Annotated in this window: 22 protein-coding genes and 7 pseudogenes; 13 read left to right on the forward strand and 16 right to left on the reverse strand. The window is 68.1% G+C overall.

The genetic code is table 11. The features are described 5' to 3' along the window. Nucleotides 1-138: 138 nt before the first annotated feature. Together ACZ7L1_RS35480 and ACZ7L1_RS35485 are read left to right on the forward strand one after the other, a co-directional pair. On the forward strand, nucleotides 139-327 hold the full coding sequence (locus ACZ7L1_RS35480; RefSeq protein WP_471443334.1) for a restriction endonuclease: 189 nt from the start codon (nucleotides 139-141) through the stop codon (nucleotides 325-327). Nucleotides 328-414: 87 nt separating this feature from the next. Then, complete coding sequence (locus ACZ7L1_RS35485) at nucleotides 415-1056, forward strand: hypothetical protein (RefSeq protein ID WP_471443336.1); 642 nt, start codon at nucleotides 415-417, stop codon at nucleotides 1054-1056. A 43-nt stretch (nucleotides 1057-1099) separates the two neighbouring features. Here the strand turns inward: ACZ7L1_RS35485 and ACZ7L1_RS35490 are convergent, their stop codons facing one another. The 3 genes and pseudogenes from ACZ7L1_RS35490 to ACZ7L1_RS35500 all read right to left on the reverse strand — a co-directional run bounded on the left by ACZ7L1_RS35490 (nucleotide 1100) and on the right by ACZ7L1_RS35500 (nucleotide 3386). Continuing rightward, entirely contained in the window at nucleotides 1100-1933 is an 834-nt protein-coding gene (locus ACZ7L1_RS35490) for an AAA family ATPase (RefSeq protein ID WP_471443338.1), read from the reverse strand. Between the two features lie 114 nt (nucleotides 1934-2047). Further along, a pseudogene (gene pnuC, locus ACZ7L1_RS35495) lies at nucleotides 2048-2702 on the reverse strand (nicotinamide riboside transporter PnuC). A 354-nt stretch (nucleotides 2703-3056) separates the two neighbouring features. Next, entirely contained in the window at nucleotides 3057-3386 is a 330-nt protein-coding gene (locus ACZ7L1_RS35500) for a DUF5133 domain-containing protein (RefSeq protein WP_471443340.1), read from the reverse strand. A gap of 219 nt (nucleotides 3387-3605) precedes the next feature. Here ACZ7L1_RS35500 and ACZ7L1_RS35505 point away from each other — a divergent pair. Then, nucleotides 3606-4962 (forward strand): annotated as a pseudogene (locus tag ACZ7L1_RS35505) (NAD(P)/FAD-dependent oxidoreductase). 317 nt (nucleotides 4963-5279) lie between these two features. Here ACZ7L1_RS35505 and ACZ7L1_RS35510 read toward each other — a convergent pair. Next, nucleotides 5280-5879, reverse strand: a complete 600-nt coding sequence (locus ACZ7L1_RS35510; protein ID WP_471443342.1) for a hypothetical protein — start codon at nucleotides 5877-5879, stop codon at nucleotides 5280-5282. 1282 nt (nucleotides 5880-7161) lie between these two features. On the opposite strand from ACZ7L1_RS35510, the gene ACZ7L1_RS35515 reads away from it, so the two are divergent. Continuing rightward, a complete protein-coding gene (locus ACZ7L1_RS35515) occupies nucleotides 7162-7503 on the forward strand; it encodes a sigma factor (protein WP_471443343.1) in 342 nt (113 codons plus the stop codon). Nucleotides 7504-7850: 347 nt separating this feature from the next. Next, nucleotides 7851-8114: a WhiB family transcriptional regulator gene (locus ACZ7L1_RS35520; protein ID WP_471443389.1), complete on the forward strand. Its 264-nt coding sequence runs from the start codon at nucleotides 7851-7853 to the stop codon at nucleotides 8112-8114. Between the two features lie 40 nt (nucleotides 8115-8154). Here the strand turns inward: ACZ7L1_RS35520 and ACZ7L1_RS35525 are convergent, their stop codons facing one another. Next, nucleotides 8155-9336 carry a low temperature requirement protein A gene (locus ACZ7L1_RS35525; protein ID WP_471443345.1) on the reverse strand — a complete coding sequence of 394 codons (1182 nt, stop codon included), beginning with the start codon at nucleotides 9334-9336 and terminating at the stop codon, nucleotides 8155-8157. A gap of 303 nt (nucleotides 9337-9639) precedes the next feature. Between ACZ7L1_RS35525 and ACZ7L1_RS35530 the strand changes: the two are divergent. Together ACZ7L1_RS35530 and ACZ7L1_RS35535 are read left to right on the forward strand one after the other, a co-directional pair. Then, nucleotides 9640-10057, forward strand: a pseudogene (locus ACZ7L1_RS35530) (carboxymuconolactone decarboxylase family protein). Between the two features lie 30 nt (nucleotides 10058-10087). Beyond that, nucleotides 10088-10597 (forward strand): annotated as a pseudogene (locus ACZ7L1_RS35535) (DUF5134 domain-containing protein); the annotation flags it as partial. Between the two features lie 112 nt (nucleotides 10598-10709). Here the strand turns inward: ACZ7L1_RS35535 and ACZ7L1_RS35540 are convergent. The 4 genes and pseudogenes from ACZ7L1_RS35540 to ACZ7L1_RS35555 form a co-directional block, all read right to left on the reverse strand. After that, a complete protein-coding gene (locus tag ACZ7L1_RS35540; RefSeq protein ID WP_471443347.1) occupies nucleotides 10710-11627 on the reverse strand; it encodes an alpha/beta fold hydrolase in 918 nt (305 codons plus the stop codon). A 337-nt stretch (nucleotides 11628-11964) separates the two neighbouring features. After that, nucleotides 11965-12546 carry a hypothetical protein gene (locus tag ACZ7L1_RS35545; RefSeq protein WP_471443349.1) on the reverse strand — a complete coding sequence of 194 codons (582 nt, stop codon included), beginning with the start codon at nucleotides 12544-12546 and terminating at the stop codon, nucleotides 11965-11967. An 859-nt stretch (nucleotides 12547-13405) separates the two neighbouring features. Then, nucleotides 13406-14008: pseudogene (locus ACZ7L1_RS35550) on the reverse strand (sigma-70 family RNA polymerase sigma factor); the annotation flags it as partial. A 266-nt stretch (nucleotides 14009-14274) separates the two neighbouring features. Next, complete coding sequence (locus ACZ7L1_RS35555) at nucleotides 14275-15177, reverse strand: sigma-70 family RNA polymerase sigma factor family protein (RefSeq protein WP_471443351.1); 903 nt, start codon at nucleotides 15175-15177, stop codon at nucleotides 14275-14277. A gap of 326 nt (nucleotides 15178-15503) precedes the next feature. Between ACZ7L1_RS35555 and ACZ7L1_RS35560 the strand changes: the two genes are divergently transcribed. The 3 genes from ACZ7L1_RS35560 to ACZ7L1_RS35570 all read left to right on the forward strand — a co-directional run bounded on the left by ACZ7L1_RS35560 (nucleotide 15504) and on the right by ACZ7L1_RS35570 (nucleotide 18379). Continuing rightward, entirely contained in the window at nucleotides 15504-16238 is a 735-nt protein-coding gene (locus tag ACZ7L1_RS35560) for an alpha/beta fold hydrolase (RefSeq protein WP_471443352.1), read from the forward strand. Then, a complete protein-coding gene (locus ACZ7L1_RS35565) occupies nucleotides 16238-16633 on the forward strand; it encodes a hypothetical protein (RefSeq protein ID WP_471443354.1) in 396 nt (131 codons plus the stop codon). Before ACZ7L1_RS35560 ends, ACZ7L1_RS35565 begins: the two co-directional genes overlap by 1 nt. A 396-nt stretch (nucleotides 16634-17029) precedes the next feature. Continuing rightward, nucleotides 17030-18379, forward strand: a complete 1350-nt coding sequence (locus ACZ7L1_RS35570; RefSeq protein WP_471443356.1) for an NAD(P)/FAD-dependent oxidoreductase — start codon at nucleotides 17030-17032, stop codon at nucleotides 18377-18379. Between the two features lie 121 nt (nucleotides 18380-18500). Here ACZ7L1_RS35570 and ACZ7L1_RS35575 read toward each other — a convergent pair whose 3' ends face one another. The 3 genes and pseudogenes from ACZ7L1_RS35575 to ACZ7L1_RS35585 form a co-directional block, all read right to left on the reverse strand. Continuing rightward, nucleotides 18501-19025 (reverse strand): hypothetical protein, encoded by a 525-nt coding sequence (locus ACZ7L1_RS35575; RefSeq protein ID WP_471443358.1) that lies wholly within the window; start codon nucleotides 19023-19025, stop codon nucleotides 18501-18503. Between the two features lie 194 nt (nucleotides 19026-19219). After that, nucleotides 19220-19471, reverse strand: coding sequence for a hypothetical protein (locus ACZ7L1_RS35580; RefSeq protein WP_471443359.1), 252 nt, complete (start codon nucleotides 19469-19471; stop codon nucleotides 19220-19222). 206 nt (nucleotides 19472-19677) lie between these two features. Next, nucleotides 19678-20119: pseudogene (locus ACZ7L1_RS35585) on the reverse strand (cupin domain-containing protein). Between the two features lie 219 nt (nucleotides 20120-20338). Here ACZ7L1_RS35585 and ACZ7L1_RS35590 point away from each other — a divergent pair. Continuing rightward, nucleotides 20339-21202 (forward strand): sigma-70 family RNA polymerase sigma factor family protein, encoded by an 864-nt coding sequence (locus tag ACZ7L1_RS35590; protein WP_471443361.1) that lies wholly within the window; start codon nucleotides 20339-20341, stop codon nucleotides 21200-21202. Nucleotides 21203-21725: 523 nt separating this feature from the next. Continuing rightward, on the forward strand, nucleotides 21726-21992 hold the full coding sequence (locus ACZ7L1_RS35595; protein ID WP_453245522.1) for a WhiB family transcriptional regulator: 267 nt from the start codon (nucleotides 21726-21728) through the stop codon (nucleotides 21990-21992). A gap of 129 nt (nucleotides 21993-22121) precedes the next feature. Here the strand turns inward: ACZ7L1_RS35595 and ACZ7L1_RS35600 are convergent, their stop codons facing one another. From ACZ7L1_RS35600 to ACZ7L1_RS35610, 3 genes are all read right to left on the reverse strand, one after another. Then, nucleotides 22122-22721, reverse strand: a complete 600-nt coding sequence (locus ACZ7L1_RS35600; protein ID WP_471443363.1) for a YceI family protein — start codon at nucleotides 22719-22721, stop codon at nucleotides 22122-22124. Nucleotides 22722-22883: 162 nt separating this feature from the next. Beyond that, entirely contained in the window at nucleotides 22884-23630 is a 747-nt protein-coding gene (locus ACZ7L1_RS35605) for an SDR family oxidoreductase (RefSeq protein WP_471443365.1), read from the reverse strand. Nucleotides 23631-23743: 113 nt separating this feature from the next. Next, nucleotides 23744-25444 (reverse strand): L-aspartate oxidase, encoded by a 1701-nt coding sequence (locus ACZ7L1_RS35610; protein ID WP_470864131.1) that lies wholly within the window; start codon nucleotides 25442-25444, stop codon nucleotides 23744-23746. 231 nt (nucleotides 25445-25675) lie between these two features. Here ACZ7L1_RS35610 and fdxA point away from each other — a divergent pair. Beyond that, nucleotides 25676-25981 (forward strand): annotated as a pseudogene (gene fdxA / locus ACZ7L1_RS35615) (ferredoxin); the annotation flags it as partial. A gap of 146 nt (nucleotides 25982-26127) precedes the next feature. Here fdxA and ACZ7L1_RS35620 read toward each other — a convergent pair. After that, entirely contained in the window at nucleotides 26128-26625 is a 498-nt protein-coding gene (locus ACZ7L1_RS35620; protein ID WP_470863971.1) for an Ohr family peroxiredoxin, read from the reverse strand. Nucleotides 26626-26785: the final 160 nt, after the last annotated feature.

The raw sequence follows: 26785 nt of genomic DNA on the forward strand, positions 1-26785 counted from the left end.
GAACTGCTGGACCGGCACCTGCACCACCTGCCACCAACCCCTGCCCAGCAGAGCCACGCCAAGATCAAGAAAGACCTAACGGAGTCCTACTAGCCTCCTTGTTTCGCTTCTCGGGCATAGGCGGCGAGGATGGCGAGAGTGGAGTGGACCCGCATGAGCGGGGATGAAGTTGAAGAAACTGTGGCAATCCTCGTGTCGCGTAAGCACCCAGACAGCATCAGGATCCGTCCCTCCCGCGGTGACGGCGGCATCGACCTTCTGCTGCCGCAGCAGGACGGCAGGTCCCATGTGCTTCAGGTTAAGAAGCTGTTGTCGTTCCGAACCTGAAGTCGGCGTTTTAGCTGGTCAGGCATAGGGCCGGTGATTCCGTGGGAGCTGTGGCCTGTGGTGTCGCCGCTCTTCGGGAGGTAGCGGATGCCGTCGGTCGTTGGACTGCTGGAACAGCATGAGCTTGCTGCTCGCCGACGCGTGGACGAGCTGCGGGATGAGGCCGACCGTGTCCAGGCCGAGCTGGCCGCGGCCGAGCAGGAGTGGCAGGAGTGGGTGATCGGCCGCACGCGGGTTGATACGGTGCTGGCTCCGGACGGCGGCAACACCGTCGAGGCCGAGGCTGCCGCAGATCCGCAGATCCGCAGATCCGCAGATCCGCAGATCCGCAGATCCGCAGATCCGCAGATCCGCAGATCCGCAGATCCGCAGATCCGCAGAATGCAGACGCGCCGCCGACGGCCCGGGATGCGGCGAAGCCGAAGACGCAGGTGCCGGTGTGGTGTCAGGGGCTTGCCTGGTCGGTTCCAGGAGATGGCCGCCGCCGCGTTTGGCATGGACGTGGTGCCGGCACGGGTGGAGGCGCTGCAGGCGAAGGCGAAACGCCTGGTTGCGCGGGGCTGGCGGGCCGAGCCGGCGCCGGGCAGGTTCATGCTCGCCCGCGGTGTTGACGCTCGGAGGGGGGTTTGTTGGTGTACGGGGCGGCGGCTGGCCTGGTGTGTTGCTGATTGGTTGAGAGGCCGGGTGAGCGGTTCGAGCGAGGAGGACAGATTGTCTCAACTGGCTTGATCACTAGGCTGGCGGCCATGAGAGGAACCGACGATGTGAGGTCTCACTGATGCAGGCCGTCATCGTGGAACGGCACATCCTCATGGTCGGTGAGCAGATACAGCGCCCTGGGCGGCATGGCGTTGGCGAGGATGTGCACCGCCTCGGTGGTCCGGCCGAGATAGCGCTCCTGCCAGACGGTGGTGGCCAGCGCGTCGGTGTCGCACACCAGCACAGGCCCGCCGGTTCGGGCCGCGCGTTCCTCCTCGGCCGATTGGCGGGCGGCGACGGCCTCGAAGTCGGCGTCGCTCCACTCCAGGTCGAAAACAGTGGGCTGCGCAAAGCCGCGGCGGGCGGCCAGCGCGCGGGCCACCGCGAGCTTGGCGACGGTCAATTCGCGCCCGTACTCGGGAACCCACCGGGTGAGCGAATGCGGACCGCCACGGGTACGCAGTGCCTGCGCCAGGTCGCGGGAGAGCGTGGTGGTGCCGGTGGACTCGGCGCCGAGCACCACCACCCGCCGGGCGAACCAGGCCCGCACCGGCGGCTCCAGCGCGTCCCAGCGGCCCACCGGGTCGCTGCGGACCGCGGTGGCGGAGACCACGAACGTCTCTCGTGCGGCGTCCAGGCGGACGTCCGCCGCGCTGAACCGGCGCGCCAGTTCTGCGCCGTACGGCTCTGAAGTGAACACCGCGTCCACCGGGACGGCCGCATGTGCCGCGGCGGCCACCACCTCACGCATGAGGGCGACGTGCCCTGCCCAGACGCTGTCGCTGTTGTAGTCCACCGGGAGGTTGTCGACGATGCCGGCGATGGCCACCTGGGGGCGGTCCGCGTACGCCTCGCGCAGCCAGTCGACCCGGTTGGCCAGCGGTATCGACTCTACGTCGGCTGCCATCACCACGACCGTGACGCGACAGCAGCTGTCCGCCGCGGTGCGCACCAGGAAGTGGTGACCGGCGTGAGGGGGGGTAGAACTTGCCGATGACCAGTCCGTGGTCGAAGGCGGCCGTCATGCGCGCACCAGGGTGGCTGCGGCGGTCGACCGGCCGGCGGCCAGCTCCCGGTGCCAGCTGCGCAGTCCGAGCAGGCACATGGTCAGGAAGAGCACGTAGACGATGCCAGTCAGGTAGAGCACCTTGGCGAAGTACAGCGGGACGTAGACCACGTCCGCGGCGATCCAGAAGTACCAGTTCTCAAAGGACTTGGTGTTGAGCAGCCACTGGGCGGCCAGCGACAGTGCGGTGGTCAGGGCGTCCCAGAATGGCGCGATGTCCTGGGCGCGGGTCAACACCACGGTCAGGTCCCAGGGCGATCAGCAGCAAGACGACGACGGTGCGTGCGGAGGCATGGCCCATCAGGCGGGCGGAGCGGCGCTCGCCGCCGCGCAGCCAGGTCCACCAGCCGACGGCTGCCAGCATCAGGTACACGACCTGCAGCAGGGCGTCGGCGTACAGCTGGGCGCTCCAGAACAGGACCAGGAAGAACAGGTTATTGGCGATGCCGACGGGAAAGTTGGCGGTGCGCGCCCTGACGGTCAGCCAGACGCAGGCCGCGCCCGTGGCGAAGCCGAGCAGCTCCGCCCATGTCACCGCGTCGCGGCCGAAGTCGAACAGCACGGTGTTCAGGGGCGCGACGATATCGCCCAGGACGTCGCTGACAGCCATGCAGAGCAGCAGGTCCAGGCTGAGGCCGACATTGCGGGAGAGATTGACTGGGACCACTCGGTGGACTCCACCATTGTCCGCGCACATCAACACGAGGAGATCGCGTCTAGGGGGTGGCAGCGTTGCAAGCGGACCTGGTTCACGAGGGTGTGGTCTACTGACCTGGAGGTGGACCCGACGCACACCGAGCACCGAGTCCCTGGTCTGTGCGCGAACCATCGCCGCCCACGTCAGCTGATCGCCGGATCGCCTGCCGCGGCCCGGCTGGCAGCCGCAAGCCGCTCGGGCCGTGGCAGGCGCCTTCCAAGGGGACGCTTCGGGAGCTGCCACCTGATGATTTCTCATGGTCGTTTCTCAGATCGCCACCGGAAGACCACCGTCAGCGTCGGGCTCCTGGACACCGTCCCGCCTGGTCCCGGCCACGAGCAGTGCGTCGGCGGCGGCGATGGCCTCCTGCAAATTCCTGGTTCCCATCGTGACGCACAGCGTGTAGCTCACGTCCTCGAGCTCACGTTCCCTCTCTGGCGTCTCGATTTCGGCGAGCGCGATCTGCAGCGACGCGTAGCGCGTCAGCAGCCCTCTGACGACCTTGGGATCCGGGACGAGCAGCACAGCTCTCTCGATGTTTGAGCCGAGTGCCCCGTCACGGTCGGTCGCCGCGGCTGCTGAGTGGTTGTCAAACACTCTGTTGTACCTCCGTGGTTGTTGTGCCGAGGCTCAGACCGCTGCCTCGAAGTGAAGACCGGATGCACTCGACGTCTGTGACGGTTTCGCGCCCTACGGTCTCGTAGCTGCGTCCAGACTCGCAGCACAGACGGCGGCCTTCCCGGCAGCTGTGTCCGCGTGTCACACCCTCCGGCCCCGCCCTGTCTATCTGATGACGAACAACGGACAGAGGGACCAATGCGTGAGATTCTGATTGTCGGTGGCGGCTACGCGGGCTTCTACACTGCATGGCGCCTTGAGAAGAAGCTGCGCAGGGGGGCGAGGCACGGGTCACGGTTGTCGACCCGCGTCCGTACATGACCTACCAACCCTTTCTGCCGGAGGTGACGGCTGGATCGGTCGAAGCACGTCACGCTGCCGTGTCCTTGCGTCGGCACCTTCGCAGGACCCGGCTGATCGCGGGGAGCGTGACCGAGATCCGCCACGCAGACCGAAGGGTGGTCGTCCGACCTGCGAGTGGAGCGCAGGATGAACTTCGTTACGACATCCCCGTGGTCACCGCCGGTGCCGTGACCCGCACCTTCCCCATACCCGGGCTCGCGCAGCAGGCGATAGGCCTGAAGCACGTGGAGAAGGCGGTGGCCGTTCGCGACCGGCTGATGACGGCGTTCGCCCAGGCGGCGTCACTGCCGCCCGGTGCCGAGCGGCGAAAGCTGCTCACCGTCACGTTCGTGGGCGGGGGGTTCTGCGGCGTCGAGGGCTTTGGTGAACTCCTGTCGCTGGCCACGGCGATGGTCGGGTTCAACCCGGAACTCCGTATCGACGATCTGTCGTTCCACCTGGTCGAGGGCCGAAGCCGCATCCTGCCCGAGGTGGGAGACAAGCCCGGTGCCTGGGTGGTGCGTTCTCTGGAGCGCCGTGGCGCGCATGTCCACCTGAATTCACAGCTGCTCTCCGCCGAGGACGGCCACGTCGCGCTGTCCGACGCAGAGGAATGCGACTCCGGGCTGATCGCCTGGGCCGCCAGCACGCCTCCAATCCGGTCGTGCACAACCACACGGATCTTCCCGTCGACGAGCGGGGCCTGCTCGTGGTCCGGCCCGATCTGCGCGTGGGCACCGACATCGAGCCCGTGCCGGATGTGTGGGCGGCGGGAGACGATGCGGCCGTTCTCGACCTGGCTTCGGCCGTACCGGGTGCACACACGGTGCCGAACGCCCAGCACGCCGCCCGGCAGGGCAAGCATCTTGCGAAAAAAATCGCAGCAAGCCTCCGGGGAGACAGAATCCGGAACTACCGCCACAGCAGTCTGGGAGTGGTGGCGACCCTGGGGCTCGGACGCGGCATCTTCCAGTACAAGGGCATCGTCATCAAGCGACTTCCCGCCTGGCTGATGCACCGGGGCTATCACGTCCTGGCGGTGCCCAGCTGGGAGCGCAAGGTCCATGTTCTCACCGTCTGGCTCACCGCCGCACTGTGGGGCAGGGACCTCGTCTGCCTCGCCTCCGTTCAGCATCCACGGGACGCGTTCGTCACGGTCACAAACCCGCACCGCTTGGAGGAGGGCCTGGCGAGGGACCACGCGGCCGCATGAGCGGAGACATGCCATCGATCAAACGGTGAAGCCCGTTCGATGGCCCCACCGCCAGATCGAGGCCCGTATCGAGCGCAGGCAGTGCAGGCCACTGACGCAGGAGACATCGACCGTGGCCTCCTTCGCTACCTCCGGACGCCTTTTGATGCTGCCGACCCGGCATTTGGAGGCCGGAGTCTGCCGATGAGTAGGTGATGAGTCAGCCACGCCCGAACTCCTCCAGCACACAGCTGGCTCCGCCACTACGAGATCCGGAATCGGTTCGGCCCAGCGGCCGGACCTGCCGTGCGCGGCCGGTGACGGCGGTGCGGCGGGGCCTAGGAACGCTTGGCGCGGTAGAGGCCTCGGCCGGCCCGCTGGATACGGGACGAACCGACGAGGCGATCGAGTGTGCTGCGTACCCCGTTGATGCTTCCACTGTCGGAGTCACGACCCAGAGCCGCGGCAACGTCGCGGGCCCGCACGTCCGCGTCACCCACCGTGGCGAAGTACTCCATGATCTGCTCGGTGAGCATGCCGTATTTCTTCTGCTCGTCCGTTTCCGATCCGGCCGTGTGGGCACGGCCCGCGTCCTTGCCGCTCTTCGGCTTCCGCGCCTGGGGTGGGGGTGGCGGCGTGGTGGTGGCGTCCGCGGACTGGGGGGAGGCGATGTCCGGCTGCGGGACGACGGGCGCCGCGGCCTGGCCGCGTTCTGCGACTGCGGCATGGGCCGTGCCCGACGTAGCCGCCGCAGCAGCAGGGTCACGCACCAGGGCCTCGAAGGCGCTGAGGGCCCGCTGCACCGAGCCGAGATGCGCCACGACCGCAGCGAGCTCCCTCTCCAGCGCCTGCTTTTGGATCTGCAGTCGGGCCAAATCCTCTTGAAGGCTTTCAGCAGTGACCTCGATGTCATGCGCCGTGTGGGTTACAGAGACCACGTGTTCCTCTCCTCCTCAACCCTTCTTGCCGCGCCTCGGCTCACCTCCGGTGCCCCCTGGCCTGGATGCGGGACGCATACCCCCATACATCATATGTAGTGGCTCATGCGGAATGTAGGTGCGTCAGAAGGCCCACGGTGTCCAAAAGAGCCACCCCACTGATGAGGGGCACAAACGGGGCAGGTCACCGTGGTGCCAAAGGCCCGAGGCCGCAGGAACACCTGACCTACCGAGGGTGCGAGGACACCACTTCCGCGGATTACTGACACCGTTCGCAATGCTCCGGCCCGCTCCCGGGCCGCGTGGCTCTTGGCAACCTTCCAGCCGGACGACGCGCGGTTTTATTCGCTGTGCGGAGCTTCGGCGGAAGCAAAAGACGTGCGGCGCAGGAGGCGCAACGTGTCGGAGACTGTTTTCATGCGCGCGTCGACAGTGTCAAATGCCCTCTGAAGCATGCGTAGGCGGACCTCGAGCAGGGCCGCTGCTGCTGCCGTGGGCACACTGGCGGTGGCAGGGTCGGAGTGCTCGTCGCGGTCTCGTAACATGACGTGTCTCTCTGCGGCTCAAGCCGGTAGCAGCACGGAACCGGCGTATGTGCGGACGGGCAGCGGAGCAGCGGCCGTCCAGTCCGTACGGTGCTGCCGGCGTCCTGCGGCCCGTACCGACAACAGTCCGCCTGCCACTACGTCAACACAGTCCGCATCGAGGGAGCCTCGGCGCGCTCGGGACAAGACACGCGGTCGGCCGCCGCAGGACGGCACGGGGCGGCTGGAACCTGGAGATTCGGATGCCCTGGAACCGGCTTTGCCGGCCGGGCAAAGCTTGAGCGGGTGTCGTGCGGATGCATCGGCGGTCCCTGGAGCGCCAGGCCATGGTGCTTCCTTCCTCGCTGCGCGGGCTTGTACGAGCGGCGCGCGAGCCGCCCTCGCGCATTGACCGGACAGCTGAAGGAGGTGTGACAGCTGTGCGACGGAGACCGGTTGCCGTATGGGCCTGGCCCCCGCCGGAGAACGCCGACACAGCAACAGTGTCAGATCGTGTTATACCTGCGGGTCGCGCAGCAGGCGCAGCCCGAGTCGGATCCGCCAGGTGAGACCGGCGACGAGTGGTGAACGCCTGGCGGCCGCACAGGCCACGGCCCGACAGGCCAGGCGAGATCAGCCCGAGCACATGGGTGAGGTGGAAGAGGGATCCCACGATGCCCTGTCGTGTACGAGCCCGTCATCTGGATCACCGCTGCGCGGCCGCGTTGTGTGGTGCCGTGCGAGAGGGAGGATGCCGTATGGACCATGCTGATGCGGAGCCGATCGCCGAACTGCTGGACGAGCGTCGGTACCTGCTGGATGTCGCCTACCGGATGCTGGGCAGCCCCGGTGAGGCGGAGAGCGTCGTGGATGAGACCTACCGCCGGTGGTACGGGCTGTCCGACACGGAACGCAGGCGGATCGCCGCTCCCCGACCCTGGCTTGCGAAGACCGCGGGAGGAATCTGTCTTGGCCGGCTCGCCCACACCTCCCCGGCCGCTGAGGCCACCTTGACAAGGACTGTCCGGGGCCCTGAGGCGGCTGAGCGGCGGCAGGAGCAGGAGCAAGAACAGGGGGAGGAGGTCAGCCGGGCCTGCTGAACGCACTGGACTCTCTGTCCCCGGCCGAACGGGCGGCGTTCGTGCCGAACGAACGTCTTCGGGATGGCCCCCGATGCGGTCGCCGACGTCGTGGGCCGCACAGAGCCGGAGTGTGCAAAACTCACCGACCGCGCCGCTACTTGCTTCGGATGCAGCGCTAATGTCCCACGACGAAAGCCACGCGGAACTCGGCTGCGCGTCACACCTGCGCCGGGTGGCCGGTCTCACATGACAGCTCCCCGGTGCCTTTTGCAGAGACGAGATTGACCGCGATCGGATTCCGGGCCTCCCGAATGACGAACCCTGGAGGTTGCTCTCCCATGGCTGCTGAACGAGGAGACCACGGCATGTATTGGCGCGAACGGGCAGCTTGTCTGCGCGTAGACCCTGATCTGTTCTTCCCCATAGGAAACAGTGGGCCGACGCTTGAACAGATCGATGAAGCCAAGGCCGTCTGTGGCCGTTGCCCCGTCGTGGAACAGTGCCTCGACTGGGCCATGGAGGTGGGGCAGGTGGAAGGTATCTGGGGCGGCATGACGGAGAGCGAACGCCGTGCGATGAAGCGGCGTGAGGCCCGCCAGGGCACGGACGCGGTCACCGTGGCGGCGTGACAGCTGTCAGCGTGCTCGCTCTGCCGGGGGCAGACCGGCGTCAGGACACTCTGGCACCATCTCGTCGCCCTGTCATGATCAGTGTCGCGGCGATCAGAAGCGCTGTGATGATTCCGGTGCCGAGCACGGGCTCGGCTGTGTAGGTGGCGGCCAGGACGGCGATGATCGCGCCCAGGTGAACGATGTCGACCGCGGCGGATGCTGGCGAGCGGTGCCGGTGCAGGAGCCGGACGAGCACGATGAAAACGGCCACCGGGACGGTGTACGCGGCTGCGGCCTGCTGGTCGGTGAGTGCTCCCTGGCCCGCAGTACGCGCCACATTGAGGGCAAGGCCGGCACCGGTGGCAGCCGCAGAGGCGAAGACGGCGTAGTGGCCGTAACCCCACAGCATCGCGGTGGTGAAGGTGGCGAGTCGTCGTCGTGCGTTCTGGTTGAAGTACAGCCACCAGAACGAGAAGACCGTGAGCAGGCCGCCCAGCGCCAGGAACGCGACCGTGCCCGTATTCGCTTCGCTGTCCCATGCGATTCGCACGGCGCCGGCGGCGGCAGTGACGGACTCACCGAGCACGATGAGTGTGAACAGCCCGAAGCGTTCAGCAATATGACGCGGATGCCAGGTGGTGTTGGCTGCACGCTCGGCCCACACCGGGATGGCGAGTTCAGCCATGTCGAGAAGCAGGACCCAGGCGAGACCACCGTTGCCCGGCAGAGCGAGACGGGCCACCCAGCCAGCCTGAACCAGGAGGACTCCAAGGGCGTAACGTAGGCAGGAGCGGCGGCGTTCGAGATCCGAATACGCTGCACGCAGCCACTGAGTTGCCATGGCCAGGCGCATGACAACGTAACCCAACGTAATCACGGTGAAGTCGTTGTTCTCGAGAGCTTGTGCCGCGCCGCCGGCCATGACAAGGGCGCCTATGATCTGAACCAGCGTCAGGAGCCGGTACAGGACATCATCGGTGTCGTAGGCCGAGGCGAACCATGTGAAATTCATCCACGCCCACCAGATCGCGAAAAAAACGAGCGCGTAGCCGAGGACGCCGTGACCTATCCGGCCCGCAGAGAGCTCATGCTCGAATGCAGAAGCGACCTGGGCGACGGCGGTGACGAAGCAGAGATCGAAGAACAGCTCCAGCGTGGTGGCGGGACGGTGCTCCTCGTCGGAAAGACGAGCGAGCATCGGCCGGCACCAAGCAACTCCAGCATACGGTGACTGACTCATGGGGGTGGGTTCCCTGCGAAGTGACGGAAAGGGGCCGCGGCACGGGTTGTGCCTCGGCTGATAGTTCAGCAACGTGCCGTGTTCGAAGACGACCGGCCATGCGAGAGGCTACACGCCCAAACACACCATGCATGATGTGTTCTACCGCTGCTGCATCGTGCCATCGCCGTAGTGCACCCAGACTTCCGAGGTGGCGGTGCCTCACAACCTTTCTCACAATGCGCTGCGCCCCGATGCCTTCTTCGGGGACGCTTCACCGGACGACCTGGACCCGCCTCGCCCCGTCCGGCTTCTCCACCGGCGCTGCCTGCAAGTCGTCCAGGACCGGCATCAAGCCACCCGGCCGGGAGCAAGTGCTCGACGCTCCCGGCCACCGTTCAGCATCTGGTGGAGATCCGCGGCAGCCAGATCAACGGCTGCGGTTTCTGCACCGACATGCACACCAAGGAGGCCGCTCACGCCGGGGAGACCGCGGTGCGGCTCAACCTGGTCGACGCCTGGCGGGAGGCGACGGTCACCACCGAGGCCGAGCGCGCCGCGCTGGAGCTGACCGAGCAGGGCACCTGCGTCGCGGACGCGGCCGGGGGGCACCGACGAGGCCTGGACGAACGCCGCCAAGCACTTCGACGAGGACCATCTCGCCGCCCTGACCTCACGCATCGCCGTCATCAACGCCTGCAACCGCAACGAACGGCCGTCCCTTCCGCGGAGGGCGCGTTGAGGCATGAGTGCCACTGATGTCGTGTACTGCATGCTGACAGCGCTGTTCGCGGCGGCGGCGATCCGCGCCCTGCGGCATGCTGTCCTGTCACGGAGTTCCGGGTGGCGCAGCCGGGTCGACCATCTCCTGCACACTGCCATGGCCATGGCCATGGCCCTGGCAGTGATGCCGTGGAACTGGGGGCGCATACTGTCGGAGGTGCCGCTGACGGCCTTCTTCGCAGCCGCCGCAGCGTGGTTCCCGCTGACCGCTGTCAGCTGTCGGCAGGAGTCCAGACTGGCCGCAACAGCGCGGAGGCTGCCGTACGCGATCGGCATGGCCGCGATGGCCTGGATGGCGTACTCCACGGCCGGCCCGTCGCACGAGATACTGGTGGGAGGTCTGCCGGCGGCACACCAAGCCGCGCATCTCAGTCACCCTCCTGGGGAGTCGAAGGTCGGGGGCGTGGTCACCGGAGTGCTGGCGCTGCACCTCCTTGTGTGCGCTCTTCGGTCGCTGACCCGTGACATGCCCGCACTGGGCAGAGCTTCGGAGGCCGTAGCCACCACCGGCATCAGGAGCATCCTTCGGCCGCACCATGCAACGCTCGCGGCGCGGGCGGCGCACCGCTGCCACTCTCTCGCCGTTTCCACACTGTTGTCCGACAAAACGGCTATGGGTTCTGCTGGCCCGCGAACACACCGCGAGCGCGGAGGAACGCGAGGACCGCAGCGCAGAACTGTGCGGGCCGTTCGATATGCGCGAGGTGTCCCGTGTCCTCGAGGATCGACAACTCGGCTGCGGGCATGGCCTCGTGCAGTAGGCGGGCCCATCGCGGTCCGCAGATGAAGTCCTGCCTGCCGGCCAGGACGAGTGCCGGTGTGGTGATACGGGGCAGGGCGTCCCGGACATCGAACGGAGCGCCCTGGCCGCGGGTCGGGGCTGCATACATCCGGAGCGACTGGCGGACGGATGCGAACTCCTCCTTCCTGCCCCAGTAGTCGAAGAGATAGGCGGGCATGATCTTGCGCAGGACGGCGGTGGTGCCGTCGTCGTCGAGCAGGTCCAGGCGGGCCGTGAGGGCAGCGACGTAACCGGCCACCTCCGGGTGGTCGTCGACGTGACGGTCCACGAAGCGCTGCATGGCGGCGACCGCCGCCGACCAGAACTGGTCGTCTGCCACCGGCGACGTGTCGTACAGGACCAGGGCAGCGAGGCGCCCTGGGTGGTCGAGGGCGTACTGCTGGGCGACGAAACCACCATGGGAGTGGCCGAGCAGGGTGACCTCAGGCAGTTCCAGGTGCTCGACCACATGGTGCAGGAGACGCGCGTACATGGTCACGGAGTAGTCCTGCGGATCGGGAAGTCGTCCGGAAGCGCCCGTGCCGACCGGCTCGATGTACACCATGGTGAGGCTGCGCTCGAGCGCGGGCATGCGCAGGTATTCCCAGCCGATGCCGGGTCCGCCCGAGTGGGCGATGCATACAGGCCCCGAACCGGCGACGTGGTATCGCTGTTCGACGTGGGCGGCGTCGTGAGGGACGGTGATCGTGTGGGTGCCGGGCGACAGCGGCGATGACGAGTGCTTCACGCCTTCCGATGATCCATTGCGGGGTGGCGCCCTCCAACAAAAAACGCAACATGTCATCACACTGTTATTGGGCCGCTCGGTCGAGCATCGCTGGAACGGTCCGGCGTGGTGCAGTTGCTCCAAGACTCGGCCGCACGCCACCACTGTCGGCCTTCAGTACTGTGAGCGTGCGATACACTGGTCACAGTGTTCCAGACGCAGGGTGGCAACTCCCAGACAAGCGTCGGGAGCGCTTCCACACCCGCTGCACGGCGCCGAGCGGGTGCAGTGCCCCGGATGTCATCGATCCCCCGTAGATGGCGTCCGGGGCCATTCACAGTCGTCACCGCGCATTTGTTCAGGAACGCCGGGCCCGGTAGAGACCACGGCCGGTCCGCCGGACCCGGGACGCACCGACGAGACGGTCGAGTGTGCTGCGCACCGCGTTGATGCTTCCGTTGTCGGTGTCGCGGCCGAGTGCCGCCGCTACGTCCCGGGCACGTACGTCGGCGTCGCCGGCCTGTGAGAAGTATTCCAGGATCTGCTCGGTGAGCTTTCCGTATGTCTGTTTCCCCTCGGCCTCGGGACGGGGAGCCCACATGCCCGGTCCCTGCCGGTTCTCGGGCTGCCCCGAGGCCCGGGTGACTTCTGCGGCTGCGGGACGTCGGGCCGGTGGAGCGTCTGTGTGCGCCCGTCTGGGCGCCGGGGCACGACTTCGGCCCGCATCGACGGTGTCCACGGGAACCGGCGTGCCACCCGTCGGATCCGCCATCAGGACCTGGAGTGCGCCCAAGGCACGCTGGAGGGTGTCCAGATGGGCCATGACGGCGGCCAGTTCCCTCTCCAGTGCCTGTTTCTGGAGCCGCAGACGGGCCAGATCCTCCTGCAGCCCCTCAGCGGTGACCTCGATGTTGCGCGCCGCGCCAGTTGCCGGGGCCATGTCTTCCTCTCATCCTCAGCCTTGCCGTGCCCGGCCCCGTTCACCTGGGGTGACGCTCGACGCGGACGCCGGGATGGGCGCTGCGGTGAATCCTATGCGGAAAACGATCTGCCGATGCATCCGCATCCGGGAGACCTGTGTTGTCACAGGGGAGAAAGATGCAGTGATACTTCGGTGAATGCTTGTCCATCAATTGTTGCCGCTGGCCCGCTCGAAACGCAACGACGAACGCCTTCGCAGCAGCGGAAGCACCGGCAACCCGTTCCGGGCGGTCGCGGCCGGACAACGTTGACGCGGTGGCGCATCGCGCACGTGCGGTCGGGTGGGACCCGAGCGGTGTCACCGGGTCCGCCACCCGCCGTGGCCGAGCAGCCGACGCAGCTGTGACAGGTCTGAGCCATGTTGTGAAAGTGCTGGTCGCAGCCACTCGTTGTGGCTGCGACCAGCACGGACGCTTCGTAGCGGACGGCGAGTTCGTCGTATCGGGTGGTGACGGCCCGGTGGCGCTTGAGCCGGTTGATCCGGCGCTCGACCCCGTGCCGCTGGTTGTAGTCGTGCTGGTCGAAGGACTGAGGCCGCCCACCGTGCGAACCGAGTCCGAGGCCGTTGCGCACTCGGTCTGCCGGAACCGGGATGATGGCCTTGATCCCGCGTCTGCGCAGGTAGCACCGGTTGCTGCGGCGTAGCCCTTGTCGGCCCGCACCCGATCCGGTCGCTTGCGCGCACGTCTGAGCGCAGTCGTCACTACAGGTCAACCGACTTCGAGCAACGCCCCGAACGCCGGGACAGGCAGCGGGGCGCCCAGCGTCCTGTCCTGTCGACAGCGAGTGGGACCGGAGGACCTGCCGCCGGGCGGACGGACGTCGTCCGGGGCCAGGACGGCCTCCAGCGAGGCAACGTCTCCGGTCCGCGCCGCCGTGACGAAGGCATCGAGGAGCCGTCGGTGCTCGGCCGTATCCACGGACTCCCGATGCTCGGCCGACAGGTGCTTGCGGGCCCGGCTCACGATCTTCCGTACATTGACAGGGGTCAGGCCCAGTATCTCGGCGATCTCGGCGTAGCCGTAGTCGAACGCCTCCCGCAGTACGTAGGCGGCTCGCTCGCTCGGGTTCAGCTTCTCCAGGAGGAGGAGCAGGGCCAGCTCGAGTGCCTCGGCCCGCTGCGCGCCGATCTCCGGGTCGCTGCTCGTGTCGACGGGCTCGGGCAACCAGGGGCCGATGTAGGTTTCGCGGCGCACCCGGGCGGACTGGGCCACGTTGATGGCCAGCCGGGTCGTCGCACTCGACAGGAACGCCACGGGGTTCACCACCACCGAGCGGTCCGTTCTCTGCCAGCGCATCCATACGTCCTGGACCACGTCCTCGGCCTCCATCGCACTGCCCAGCACGCGGTACGCGATACCGAACAGACGTGGGCGGAGCTCCACGAAGACAGATACGGCCTCGTCCAGGTTGCTTCCCATGGAGGGCGTCTCACGATGCATGATCCTTCTGTCTCCGTTCCCCGCGGATCGGTGCTGCCGGCGGGCGCGCTCGTATGGCTTGCCGCGTGACGGTCCGCCCGTCGGCCGACTCCTGGACACGCCACAACAAGTCACATTGATTTCAACTGTCTGCTTCATAGACCAGGGCCATCCCCGATCCGTTACAGGTCATCGTGACCAGTGGTTGTGAGCAGCGAAAAAGTGTTGTGCGCTGGGCCTGCCCGGGCGCACGGTGTGAAGGCGTCTCAGTCTTTGAATGCTGTGGAAGTGGGGGCGCCGGGGGTGTGGGGGCGGTTCCAGGTGCGGAGTTTGTCGGGGTTGAGGACGGCCCAGACCTGGATGACGTGGTGGCTGGCGATGTCGAAGCTGATGACGGCGGCTACCTGGTCGTTGTGGCGTACGACGATTGCGGTACGGCCGTTGGCCGGGCTGAGGTGCAGGGTGGTGTGCGGTCGGAGGGTCAGGAGGGTGAGGAGGGTGCGGGCGACGTGCTGATTGCCGTGCACCGGCCGGGTGAGGGCACGAACCTTGCCGCCGCCGTCGAAGAACGCGGTAGCGTCGGGTGCCAGCAGGGATGTCAGATGGGTGGCGTCGGCTGTGGTGCAGGCGCGCCAAACCGCGCGGACGATCCTGTCGTGCTGCTGTGGTGTGGTGGGGTGTGAGCGGCTGCTACGCAGGCTGCGGCGGGCGCGGTCGGCGAGTTCGACGCATTCGCGTGGCGTCCGTCCCACGATGTCGGCGACCGCTCGTGGTGGCATGGCGAAGACGTCGTTGAGGACGAACGCCGCTCGTTCAGTGGGGGACAGAGCGTCCAGGGCGTTGAGCATGGCGCCGCTGATCTCCTCCTCCAGGGCCCGGTGGAGTCCCGCCGCCGTATCGCCGTCCTTCCCGCCCGGGCCTGTGTGCAGTCGCTCGGTCAGGATGAGGCGTGCCAGGCAGATGGAGCCCGTGGTTTCGGTCAGCCAGGCGCCTGGGTCGGTGATGCCTGATTTCTGGAGATCGGACAGGCTGTACCACTGCCGGTAGGTCTCGGTGACGGCGTCTTCGGCCTCGGGGCCTGTGCCCAGCATCCAGTAGGCGACATTGAGCAGATGCCGTCGTTCGTCGAGCAGATCCGCGATCGGCACCGCGTCACCGGCCTGGTCCATACGGCATTCTCCTTCTCACACGGCATAGCGTCACCACCGCCGAGATCGGCTGGATCGACGTCCGTGACGGTCGGCGGACGGAGCACCCGGTCCCGGGACGCCCCTGGCCGACGGGCTCGTCTTCGGTGCCCTCAGCAGTGCTGACCGGACAGGCACGGATCATGTGACCTCAGGAGGCCCCCGTCACCCGATCCGACGGAATTCCACCTCGCGGCGCCGGCGTGTGACAATGAGCGAGGCCCGGGGATCCACGTACATAACAGTGTGACAGGATGCTCTCCCGACACCGATCGCCAGGCGTCGCCCGCTGACGAAGGGACCTTGCCATGCCTGCCATCCTGATTCACGGCGTCCCCGATACCCACCGGGTATGGGACGGCGTGCGGCGGCACCTGACCCGGACCGATGTGGAAGCCTGGGACTTGCCCGGCTTCGGCGCGGCGCGCCCGGCCGGCTTCGGGGCCACGAAGGAGGAGTACGTGGACTGGCTCATCGAACGGCTGGAGCGGGTCGGTGAGCCGGTGGACCTGGTCGGTCACGACTGGGGGTGCATATTCACCGCCCGCGTCGCCTATCTGCGCCCCGATCTGGTCCGTACCTGGGCCGGGGGCAACGGGCCGATCAACTCCGAATACGTATGGCATCCGTTGGCCAAGATCTGGCAGGACCAGGTCGAAGGCGACCGCTTCATGGAGGAACTGCAAACGGAACCGTTCGCCGACGACCTGGCGACCGGCTTCGACGTGCCCATCGACCTGGCACGGGAGATGGCGAGCCGCGTGGACGGGCCGATGAAGGATGCCATCCTCAGGCTGTACCGGTCGGCTGTGACGATGGGGGCGGAGTGGGAGCCGGGGCTGTCCGCGGTGTCGGCGCCGTGCCTGGTTTTCTGGGGGGCGCTTGACCCCGCCTGTCAGATCGAGTTCGGGCGCAAGCTCGGTGCCTCCCTGCACGCGTCAGCGGTGATCGAGATGGACTGTAATCACTGGCCCGTGCTTCAGCGGCCCGCGGAGGTGGCCGAGATCCTGGAGGCGCACTGGAGTCTGCACGCGAACGCGTGATGAACGCGCCGGCCGCACCGACGGAACGGCGGGCGCTTCTCCCGTTCGCGACCGCCGTCCGCCCGGCCGTCCGCACCAACGACCGGGGCAGCATGGCCTACGCCGGGCAGCAGTTCGTGGTCGCGGGGACGAAGGACGACTGGATCGCGATCTGGTTCGGCGGCAGCAAGGTGTGGCTCTGCCACCCGCACGAACGCGACACCGTACCGGCGGGCCGCATGACGATCGTCGGCGCCGCCGGTACCGAGCCGGTGAAGGTCCACGGCACCGGCTGCCCGGACGCCGCCGAGATCCCCGACGGCCTCTCGTCGCGGGCTCACGCGCCGCTCGTGGCAAGAAGGTGCACACCATCCAATACGGCCACCGTACGTACCTCGTCCACGAGACGGACGTGACGGCCGGGAATCGCTCGCACGGCGATCACTGACCCCGGCCCCCGGCGTTGGCCACGAAGCGCGCCATGGGGTGACCACGGACTCACCCACGGCAGTCCAAGGGCGCCACGGGGTGGCCGGCGGTGTCCACTTGCCGGAAAGGGCCGACGCCGTGGGCTGACACGTTCCCCAGTCGTCCGGGCCGGTCCGCTGCACAGCGCAGGTGTGGCAATCCGGCGGCCGGCACTGCAAACGCCCCGTGTCTCTGCGACGAGGGACGGTATCCAATCCAAGGGGTAGACCAGAAACGGCGCCGCCAGTTGCACGTACGGGATTCCCGGTTCCGCTCCCGGTCACGTCACACCACGTGGTTCTGGCCGGTCTTGATAGGTGAAACCGAGAGGAACAGAGGACACCGTGCGTGAGATCTTGATCGTGGGTGGTGGTTACGCGGGTTTCTACACCGCGTGGGGCCTGGAGAAGAAGCTGCGGCGGGGTGAGGCACGCGTCACCGTGGTCGACCCTCGTCCGTACATGACGTACCAGCCGTTCCTCCCCGAGGTGGTCGCCGGGTCGGTGGAGGCCCGGCATGCCGCGGTCTCGCTGCGGCGGCACCTGCACCGGACCCGTGTGATCGCGGGCACGGTGACGGAGATCCGCAACAGCGCGCGCACGGTCACGGTCCGGCCGGAGACCGGGCCGGACTTCGACCTCCACTACGACGTGCTGGTGGTGACGGCGGGGGCCGTCACGCGCACGTTCCCGATTCCTGGGCTGAGCGACCAGGCGTACGGACTGAAGCACGTCGAGGAGGCCGTGGCGATCCGCGACCGGCTGCTCACCTCGTTCGACCGTGCGGCGACCCTTCCGCGCGGTCCCGAGCGCCGCAAGCTGCTCACCGTCACCGTGGTCGGAGGCGGATTCTCCGGGGTGGAGGGCTTCGGTGAACTGCTGGCCCTGGCGACCGCCCTGCTGAAGCACTACCCGGAGATCGATGCGGGAGAACTGGGCTTCCACCTGGTCGAGGCGCGGGACCGGATCCTTCCCGAGGTGACCGACCGGCCCGGTGAGTGGGTTGTGCGCTCGCTGGAGAAGCGGGGTGGCAGGGTGCATCTGAACACCCAGCTCGTCTCCGCGGAGGACGGGCACGTGGTGCTGTCCGACGGAGAGGAGTACGACTCGGGCCTGATCGTGTGGACGGCGGGCAACGCGTCCAACCCGATCGTGCACAACCACACCGACCTCCCGGTCGACGAACGGGGCCTGCTGACGGTGCGGGCGGATCTCCGGGTCGGCACGGACACCGAGGTGGTGGCGGATGTCTGGGCGGCCGGCGACGATGCCTCCGTGCCCGACCTCGCAGCCGGGCGACCGGGGGCCCGCACGGTGCCCAACGCGCAGCACGCCGTCCGCCAGGGCAAGCGTCTGGCGAAGAACATCCTGGCGTCACTGCGTGGCCGGCCGGTCAAGGACTACGTGCACCACAGTCTGGGGGTGGTGGCCACGCTGGGGCTGGGCCGTGGCATCTTCCAGTGCCGGCGCCTGGTCATCAAGGGTTTCCCGGCCTGGCTGATGCACCGGGGCTACCACGTCCTGGCGGTACCCAGCTGGGAACGCAAGGTCCGTGTTTTCGCGGTGTGGGCCACGGCCGCCTTCTACGGCCGCGACATCGTGTCCCTCGTCTCGGTCCAGCGCCCGAGAGACGCCTTCGTCTCCAGCGGCGCCCCACGGCGCAGCGAGGAGCCCACGGACGTCGTCGCCGGATAGGCCGGCGGTGACGTGCCGGGTGACGGGTGTCTCGCTGGGAGCACCCGTTGCCCTGAGGTGGCGTGCTGACTTCCGGTGACGGCGGCACCCATCACCTGGCGCGGCGAAGTACGGTCCCCGGTCAGGGCTTGGCGGCGCGGTACAGACCGCGGCCGACACGGCGAATGCGGGAGGTGCCGACCAGACGGTCGAGCGTGCTCCGGACGGCGTTGATGCTGCCGCTGTCGGTGTCACGGCCCAGAGCGGCGGCGACATCGCGGGCACGGACGTCGGTGTCCGCGACTTCGGTGAAGTACCTGAGGATCTGTTCGGTCAGCTTGCCGTACTTCGGTGCGCTGTCGGCCTCGGCCTCGGCCTCGTGGTCGGGCCTCGCCCGGCTCGCGTCGGCGTCCTCGGTCGTGTCCACGGGCGCCGGCTCCGCCGTCGGCCGGACATCCACAGACCCGGGTGCCGCAGACGGCGGAGCGACCATGGGCATCAGGGCCTGAAGGGCGCTGAGGGCTCGCTGAACGGAGTCAAGGTGAGCGGTGACCGCGGACAGTTCCCGCTCCAGCGCCTGCTTCTGAACCTCCAGCCGGGCCAGGTCCTCCCGGAGGCTCTCGGCGGTGATCTCGATGTTGCGAGCCTTGGGGGTCACGGAGCCCATGTGTTCCTCTCGTCCTCAACCCTTTTTCCGGCGCGGCCGCCGATGTGCCGGCGACGTCAGCCCGGCCCACCGCCGTCGGATGCTACCCGCACATCATATGCAGCGGCCCCCGCCGGTCGGGAACGGAGCGGGCGGACACCGGAGAGCCCGCATCGACTGGCCAGGCGATTCACCGGGTCCGCCCGCGCGATCTGTCAGGGGCGGTCGGGCCTCGAGTGATCGAGCCTGGCGCCCTCTGTCTCGCCCGGGTGCTTCTGGCCGTCGGCGGGCCAGGCCACCGAATGCTGCAGTTGCCGGAGGGCCTCGGAGACCGCGTCGATGCGGGCGTCCACCGTGTCGATCGCCTCTCGGAGCAGGTGCAGCCGGCCCTCGAGCAGTGCCGCCTCCGCCGCCAGCGACGCGGTGGCGGCGGCGGGATCGGCCTGCCGGTCAGTGCTTCGGGGCATCCTCTCGTCCTTCCTCAGCTTGTGCCGGAAGCCTGGGCACGGACGTCTCTCGAACAGCGATCACTCGAACGCATCGGCTGACGTGTGTCCCTGCCATGCTCCTCCTTCTTCGCCGCACGGCTTGAGCGGTTGCCGCTGCAAGCCGTCGACACCGCATTGACCAGGCAGTGGCGGGAGCTGTGACAGCCGTGGAGCGGTGCGCCCCGTTACTCCGGCTCGCACCCGGGATCAGAGGCGTCCTGGGCGAAGGGGGCGCCGTGCGGCAGGACGTAGAGGACCTTCAGTACGACATACGACATTCACCGCGCCGCGGTTCTGGCCGATGTGCCCGTGCTTCGCGCCAGGCGGTTCCTTCACGTAGCCGCCCTTCCTGTACACGCCGTCCGACCCGCACGTGGCATCGAAGTGGCTCAGTGTCCCCTGTTTGACATAGGCGTACAGGTAGCCGTCGTGGTAGTGCCATCCCGTCCCCTGACCGGGAGGAACGGTGATCTCACGGAGACTGTAGTCCCAACGACTGGTGGTCCAGTGTGCCAGCGTCTTGCCGGTGACACCGGGACCGCCGGGCGCCGCCTGGGCGACACCCATGGCGAGCGTGAGCCCTGCGGACACGGCACCGATGGCCGCGGCACGCAACACGTTGCGCATGCTGATCCCCTTCGGGAGGTGGGTATGTGAGGGGCCGCCTGGGTAAGTGCACTTCATGAGCGGCCTGTTCGACAGGACTCACCGTATTGCCGTGGGGAATAACACCGACAGCGGGGTCCCGTGAAAGTGTGTTTCGGCGACACAATGAGGCAGTCGCGAGATGCACACGCCACCGCACCGACGGTGGTGCCGGAGGGCGGTTCGGAAGGAGAACCCGGTATGGAGCCTGTCGGTGACAGCCTGCCGATCACGGAGTTACTCGACGAGCGGAGGCATCTGCTGGAGGTCGCTCACTGGATGCTGGGCAGCCGCCTCGCGGCCGAGCGCGTCACCGACGAGGCGTACCGGCGGTGGTACGGGCTCTCCGATCACCAGCGGGAGCGGATAACGGCGCCACGAGCCTGGCTGACCCAGGTCGTCGGTGACATCTGCCTGGCGCGGCTGGCCTTGCCCGGCCGCAGGGAAGACGCCCAGGGCCCTGTGCCGAGGAGGGAGCAGCACGGTTCCGGTCTGGAGGGCGAGGTCAGCGCGGTGTTGCTGCGAACGCTGGACATGCTGTCACCGGTCCAGAGGGCCGCGTTCGTGCTCAATGACGTGTTCGGAATGGCACCGGGCACGGTCGCGGGCATCGTGGGACGGTCCGACGCGGAATGCGCCGAGTTGGCAGACCGGGCCCGCCGGAGCATCAGGGCCCGGCGCGCACAGCCGACGCCGCCACACCGGCAGGACGAGATCGCCCACGCCGTTCGACACGCGTGCGCCGACGGGGACGCCGACCGCCTGGCGTCCCTGCTGACCCCGGACGCCATCGCATTCTTCGACGGCGGAGGCAAGGTCCGCGCGCTGACGCGGCCCGTCACCGGCAGCGGACGCGTCGCCCGGAGTCTGCTGACCTTGCTCGCCCGGCACCCCCGCACCACCTTGCACACGCACCCCGCCAACGGACGCACTGGTCTCGTCGTCCGCTACGACGACCAGGTCGCCGCGGTCATCACCCTCGACATCACCGGCTCGCGTGTCGTCCAGGTCTGGGTCGTCCTCAACCCCGACAAACTGCGCTCCTGGAACCGCCCTCGTCCATGACGAGTCGCCCAGGAACCCGGTCTCGGACGCGGGGGACGGCCGCGGAGCGGGAGCGGAGTCGAAGAGGGCGGCGCTCCCACGCGGGGTGAAAACCCACGTCACCTGGTGAATGCCCTGGTACGTGACCGCGACGGTCATGACGGTCGCGGTCGGCCGGGGACGCCAGCCGCCCCCGGATGCCCTTGCCGTCGAACAGACTGACCGCGTTCGGCGTGAGCAGCTCATGCGGCGCCGGCCTCCGGGACAGGGCGCCGTGATGCCGGAGAGATGCCGGAGCTCAACGAACACGGCAACGGCCTCGCTCAGGTCGCCCCTCGGCGGGGGCGCCTTCGCATACATCGGTGGATTACTCGCCGGCCTTCGGAAACACGAGCCCGGCACGGTTTCGATGTCACACACACGTCGACCGCTCGGTCGTTTCAAGTGACGAGCGGTGGTGTACTGCCCACCCGCGTCTTCGCAATCCCTGATGACGAGCCGCCCCCCCGAGACCGTATCCGTCCCTCACCTCAGGAGGTGTTCCATGGACTGGCGCGAACGGGCGCTTTGCCAAGTCGAGGACCCTGATCTCTTCTTCCCGATAGGCAACATCAACAGTGGCCCGGTGGCGATACAGACGGATGAGGCGAAGGCCGTCTGCCGTCGCTGCCCCGTGAGGGAGCAGTGTTTGGCGTGGGCCGTCGACGCGGATCCGGTGGAGGGCATCTGGGGCGGCACGACGGAAGGGGAGCGCCGTGCCATGCGCCGGCGCACGGCGCGTACGCCGGGGGCGACGGAAACCGCCGCGTGAGCGCAGGCCGAGTGAGCGGACCCGGCTGTGGCCGCGGTGGAAGGAGCCGAAGCCGCAGACCGCAGGCGGGGGAGGGGGTGGGCGGGGTGGTTCCGGAACGGGTGCGGTCCCGCCCACACCGGCTTCCGGTCAGGCCGCCGTGTCCCGGTCGGCCCGTATCGCGGAGACGTCCAGTGTCAGAGTCACCTTGTCGCTGACGAGGACTCCGCCCGTCGCCAACGGTGTGTTCCAGGCCAGCCCCCAGGCCGAACGCCGCAGCGTGGCCGTGCCCTCGAAGCCGACCCGGTGCCGCCCGTAGGCGTCCTCGCCGGCTCCGCCGAAGACGACGTCGATGTCCAGGGGCAGCTCGATGTCCTTGATGCGCAGACTGCCTGTGAGACGGAACTCGTCGTCGCCGAGCGGGACGATACCGGTGGAGCGGAAGGCCATCAGGGGAAACGTCGCGGAGTTGAAGAAGTCGGGCCCCCCAAGGTGAGCGTCGCGCTCCGGGATGCCCGTGTCCAGACTGTCGGTCTGGACACTCACGTACGCCTCGGAACGGGAGGGGTCGGAGCCGTCGAGTTTGAGAAGGCCCTCGAAACGGTCGAATCTCCCGCGGACATTGGAGATCATGGCGTGCCGGACGGAGAAGCCGATCGAACTGTGGACCGGGTCGATGGTGTAATTACCGGTCACCCCGGGGTACGAGCCTGAGCGGGGAGTAACGGCCTGATCGCGTTGCGTCAGCATGGTGGGTGGCTTTCTCTGCGGTGGTTGTCTGTGGTTGCAAGGTGTGTCGGCGTCCCGGTCGTCGCCGCGCCGGACAGGAAGAAGGGGCCTGTCGTGCCGCGGTGCGGATGACAGGCCCCCTCGCGGGTGGCGGGCCCTGCCCCAGGGCCCGCCACCGGCGGCTCACTGCTGCTGCGCGAGCCAGTCGGCGAAACGGGTCTCGGCGATGTGCGCGTCCGGACCGGGGAGCAGGGTGGTCTCCTGCAGTTCCGCACCGAAGTACGGGGCGTGCTCGTCGGTCACGACCGTGCGCGGGTCGTTCTTGGCGACCAGCCCCTTCCGGATCAGCTCGTCCAGCTGGAACACGTCGGGGCCGGCGACCTCCACCACCCCGTTGACTGGGGTACTGACAGCGGTGCGGCCGACGGCGGCGGCCACGTCGTCGGAGTAGACGGGCCGGATCTTGATCGGGGCCAGACGGACGGTGTCACCGTCGGTCGCCGAGTCGGCGATGCCCTTCATGAACTCGAAGAACTGCGTGGCGTGAACGATGGAGTACGGGATTCCCGAGTCCTTGATCAGCCCCTCCTGGGCCTGCTTGGCACGGAAGTAGCCGCTTTCCTGAAGCCTTTCCGTACCGACCACGGAGAGGGCGACGTGGTGGGTCACCCCGGCGTCCGCCTCCGCCTTGAGGAGGTTGGTGGTCGAGGTACGGAAGAACTCCATGACGGCGTCGTCGGCGAAGGAGGGCGAGTTGGAGACGTCGACCACGACCGAGGCCCCGTCGAGGACTTCGGCCAGGCCATCACCCGTGAGCGTGTTGACGCCGGTGTTGGGGGCGGCCGGCACGGCCTCGTGACCGTGCTCGTTCAGCTTGGCGACCAGCTTCGAGCCGATCAGTCCGGTACCGCCGATCACTACGACCTTCATAGTGGAAATCCTTTGGGAGATGTGTGATTGGGTTTGCACCAGGAATGACCGGGTGCGCCGGTTTTCTGTGACGATGAAAAATCCGTGAAGCAGGAACGCGGGATGACGGACCGCTATTCGACGAGCTTTCCGTCGGTGGAGACGTCCTCCATGAGGGACGCGATCTCGCCCGGGACGGGCGGAATGCTCTCACGGGTGATTCCGGTCGTCGGGGACCAGACGAGATTGACGCGGAAGGCGGGATCCATGTCAGGGAAGTCGCTGCGATTGTGACAACCGCGGGTCTCCCGGCGTTCCAGCGCCGCTTCGAGAGTGGCGCGGGCCGCCAGGGCGGCCGACTTGAGGTCGAAGGCGTGGGCGAGGTCCTGGAAGCCGGCGATGTCGGGGTGAACTCCGACGTTCTCCATGCGCTTCTCGATGGTGTCCAGTTCCGCCAGACCCGTGCGCAGACCCTCTTCGTCACGGACGACGCCGGCGTGTTCGGTCATGGTGTTGCGGATGGCGCGCTGGAGGGCGCGGACGTTCTCGGGCCCGTCGGCGGCGAGCAGTTCGTCGACCTCGGCGCGGGCCTGGGCCACCGCGGCCGCGGAGCGAGGCTGCGCGGTGAGCGACTCCGAGTAGGCGGCGGCGGCCTGGCCGGTGATGCGGCCGTAGACGAGGAGTTCGATGAGGCTGTTGCCACCGAGGCGGTTGGCGCCGTGCAGACCGCTGGAGGCCTCGCCGATGGCGTACAGGCCGCGGACGTCCGTACTGTGATCCTCGGGGCGGACCCAGACGCCGCCCATCGAGTAGTGCGCGGTGGGGGCGACCTCGATGGGTTCCCGGGTGATGTCGAGCATCTGCAGATCGAGGAGCGTCTGGTAGACCCGGGGCAGCCTGTTCATGATCGTCTGGCGGGGAAGGTGGGAGACGTCGAGCCAGACCCCGCCGTTGGCGGTGCCGCGGCCTTCCTTGATCTCGGTGTAGGAGGCGAGGGCCACGCGGTCACGGGTGGACAGTTCCATCCGCTGAGGGTCGTACCGGCTCATGTACCGCTCGCCGAGGGCGTTGCGCAGAATGCCGCCCTCGCCGCGGGCCGCCTCGCTGACGAGGGTGCCGGCGGCGTTCTCCGGTTCGATGATGCCGGAGGGATGGAACTGGACGAGTTCGGGGTCGCGCAGCCGGGCCCCGGCCTCCACCGCCAGGCGGAAGGAGTCGCCGGTGTTCTCGTCCCGTCGCGAGGAGGTGCGCCGCCAGATGCGGGTGTGCCCGCCGGCCGCGAGGATGACGGCGTCCGCGTGGATGAGGTAACGGGTGCCGTTGTTGAGGTCGAAGCCGTAGGCCCCGAAGACGGCGCCGTCGTGGACCAGGAGACGGGTGATGTAGACGCTGTCGAGCATGGGTATGTCCAGCTGGCTCGCGCGCCGGATGAGCGTGCGCTGGATCTCGAGGCCGGTGTAGTCGCCGGCGAAGGCCGTGCGGCGGTACTTGTGGGCGCCGAAGAAGCGCTGCGAGATGCGGCCGTCCCCTTCGCGGGCGAAGGCCATGCCGTAGCGTTCCAGGTCGTCGATGCCCAGGGCCGCGCCCTGGGTGACGATCTCCGCAGTGCGGGGGTCGCCGAGCAGGTAACTCTCCTTGAGGGTGTCCGCGGCGTGCTGCTGCCAGCTGTCCTCGGGGTCCATCGTGGCCAGGGCCGCGTTGATCCCGCCGGCGGCCAGGGAGGTGTGGGTGTCCTCCTTGGGGCGCTTGCCGACGGCAACGACATCGACGCCGGCCTCGGCCAGCTCGATCGCCGCCCGTAGGCCGGCCCCGCCGGTACCGATCACGAGGACCATGGTCGAAAGTCGTTGTTCGGTGATAGCCACGATTGCTCCCGTCGCTGTGGGTGTCACCGACTACGACCAGGCCAGGCGGAGCTTTGTGACACGGGCGCCTCCCGGCTCCGGGGCGGGTGACCCCGGGCAGAGCGCACGTGTCACAACGAGACGGCATCCCCGGTCGTATCGATGAGTCCGACGGCCGCCCGAGCCGGTCCTGTGGCGTGTTCGACGGCGAGGAGGAGAGGGATGACGTACGTCATCGCGCAGCCCTGCGTCGACATCAAGGACCGGGCGTGTGTCACGGAATGCCCCGTGGACTGCATCTACGAGGGTTCACGCACGCTCTACATCAACCCCGCGGAGTGCGTCGACTGCCACGCTTGTGAGCCCGTCTGCCCCGTGGAGGCCATCTTCTACGAGGACGACCTGCCGCGGCACTGGGCGCACTACCGGTCCGTCAACGCGGAGTTCTTCGTGGCCGCGACCCCGGAGCGGGACCATCGGGGTGGCGCGGCCGGAGATCACCCTCTGGTCACGGCCCTGCCCCGCCAGGGTCTCCACAAGAAGGAGATCTCCGTCTTCGCCGTGCGCAAGGAGGAAGCCGCCGACGCGGACCTGTGGTTCCCGTCCTGACCGGATGTGCCGGTGATGAGCGGCCGCCGCCCGGGGCGACGGCCGACGCATGCCGGCCGTGCCGGTCAGGAGGCGAGCGTGATGGTGGTCGGCGTACCCCTCCAGGCCATGCGCGCGTAGGGACACAGCGCGTCGGCCTTCTCCATCAGATCCGTTGCTGTCTCGGGAGCGACACCGGGCCACTGCACCACCAGATCGACGCGCAGCAGATAGCCACCGTCCTTTGGATCCCGTCCGAAGGCGACGGTCGCCACCACCGAGATGGCCGCGGGGTTGAGCGCCTCCTGCCGTGCCAGGAGGCTCAGCGCGCCGTGGAAGCACGCCGCGAAGCCGGCCGCGAAGAGCTGCTCGGGGTTGGTTCCCTGACCGTCGCCGCCCAGCTCGGCGGGCATGCGCAGGTCGAGGTCCAGGGCGCCGTCGGACGAGCGTGCCCGGCCGGAGGCCCGCCCGTGCGAGGCCACACCACCGTGGACGGTCACGGTGGTCGTGTAGATGGGCGAGAACTCGTTCCCGTCGTAGTCCTTCTCGGTCGACAAGGTGGGCAACTGGATACGCTCGGTCACGGCATGACTCCGATGTGGTCGTGGTACGGCGTTCCGGCGGACGTCCGGGAGCGCGTACTCAGGGGGCCCGGAGGCACGGAAGGTGGTGACGCGCGGGTCCGCGGGACACGCCGGGCAGGCCGGGGCGCTCTCTCTCGCGAGCGACACCGCACCGCACACA

It is taken from the genome of Streptomyces sp. NPDC107546, assembly GCF_055639175.1.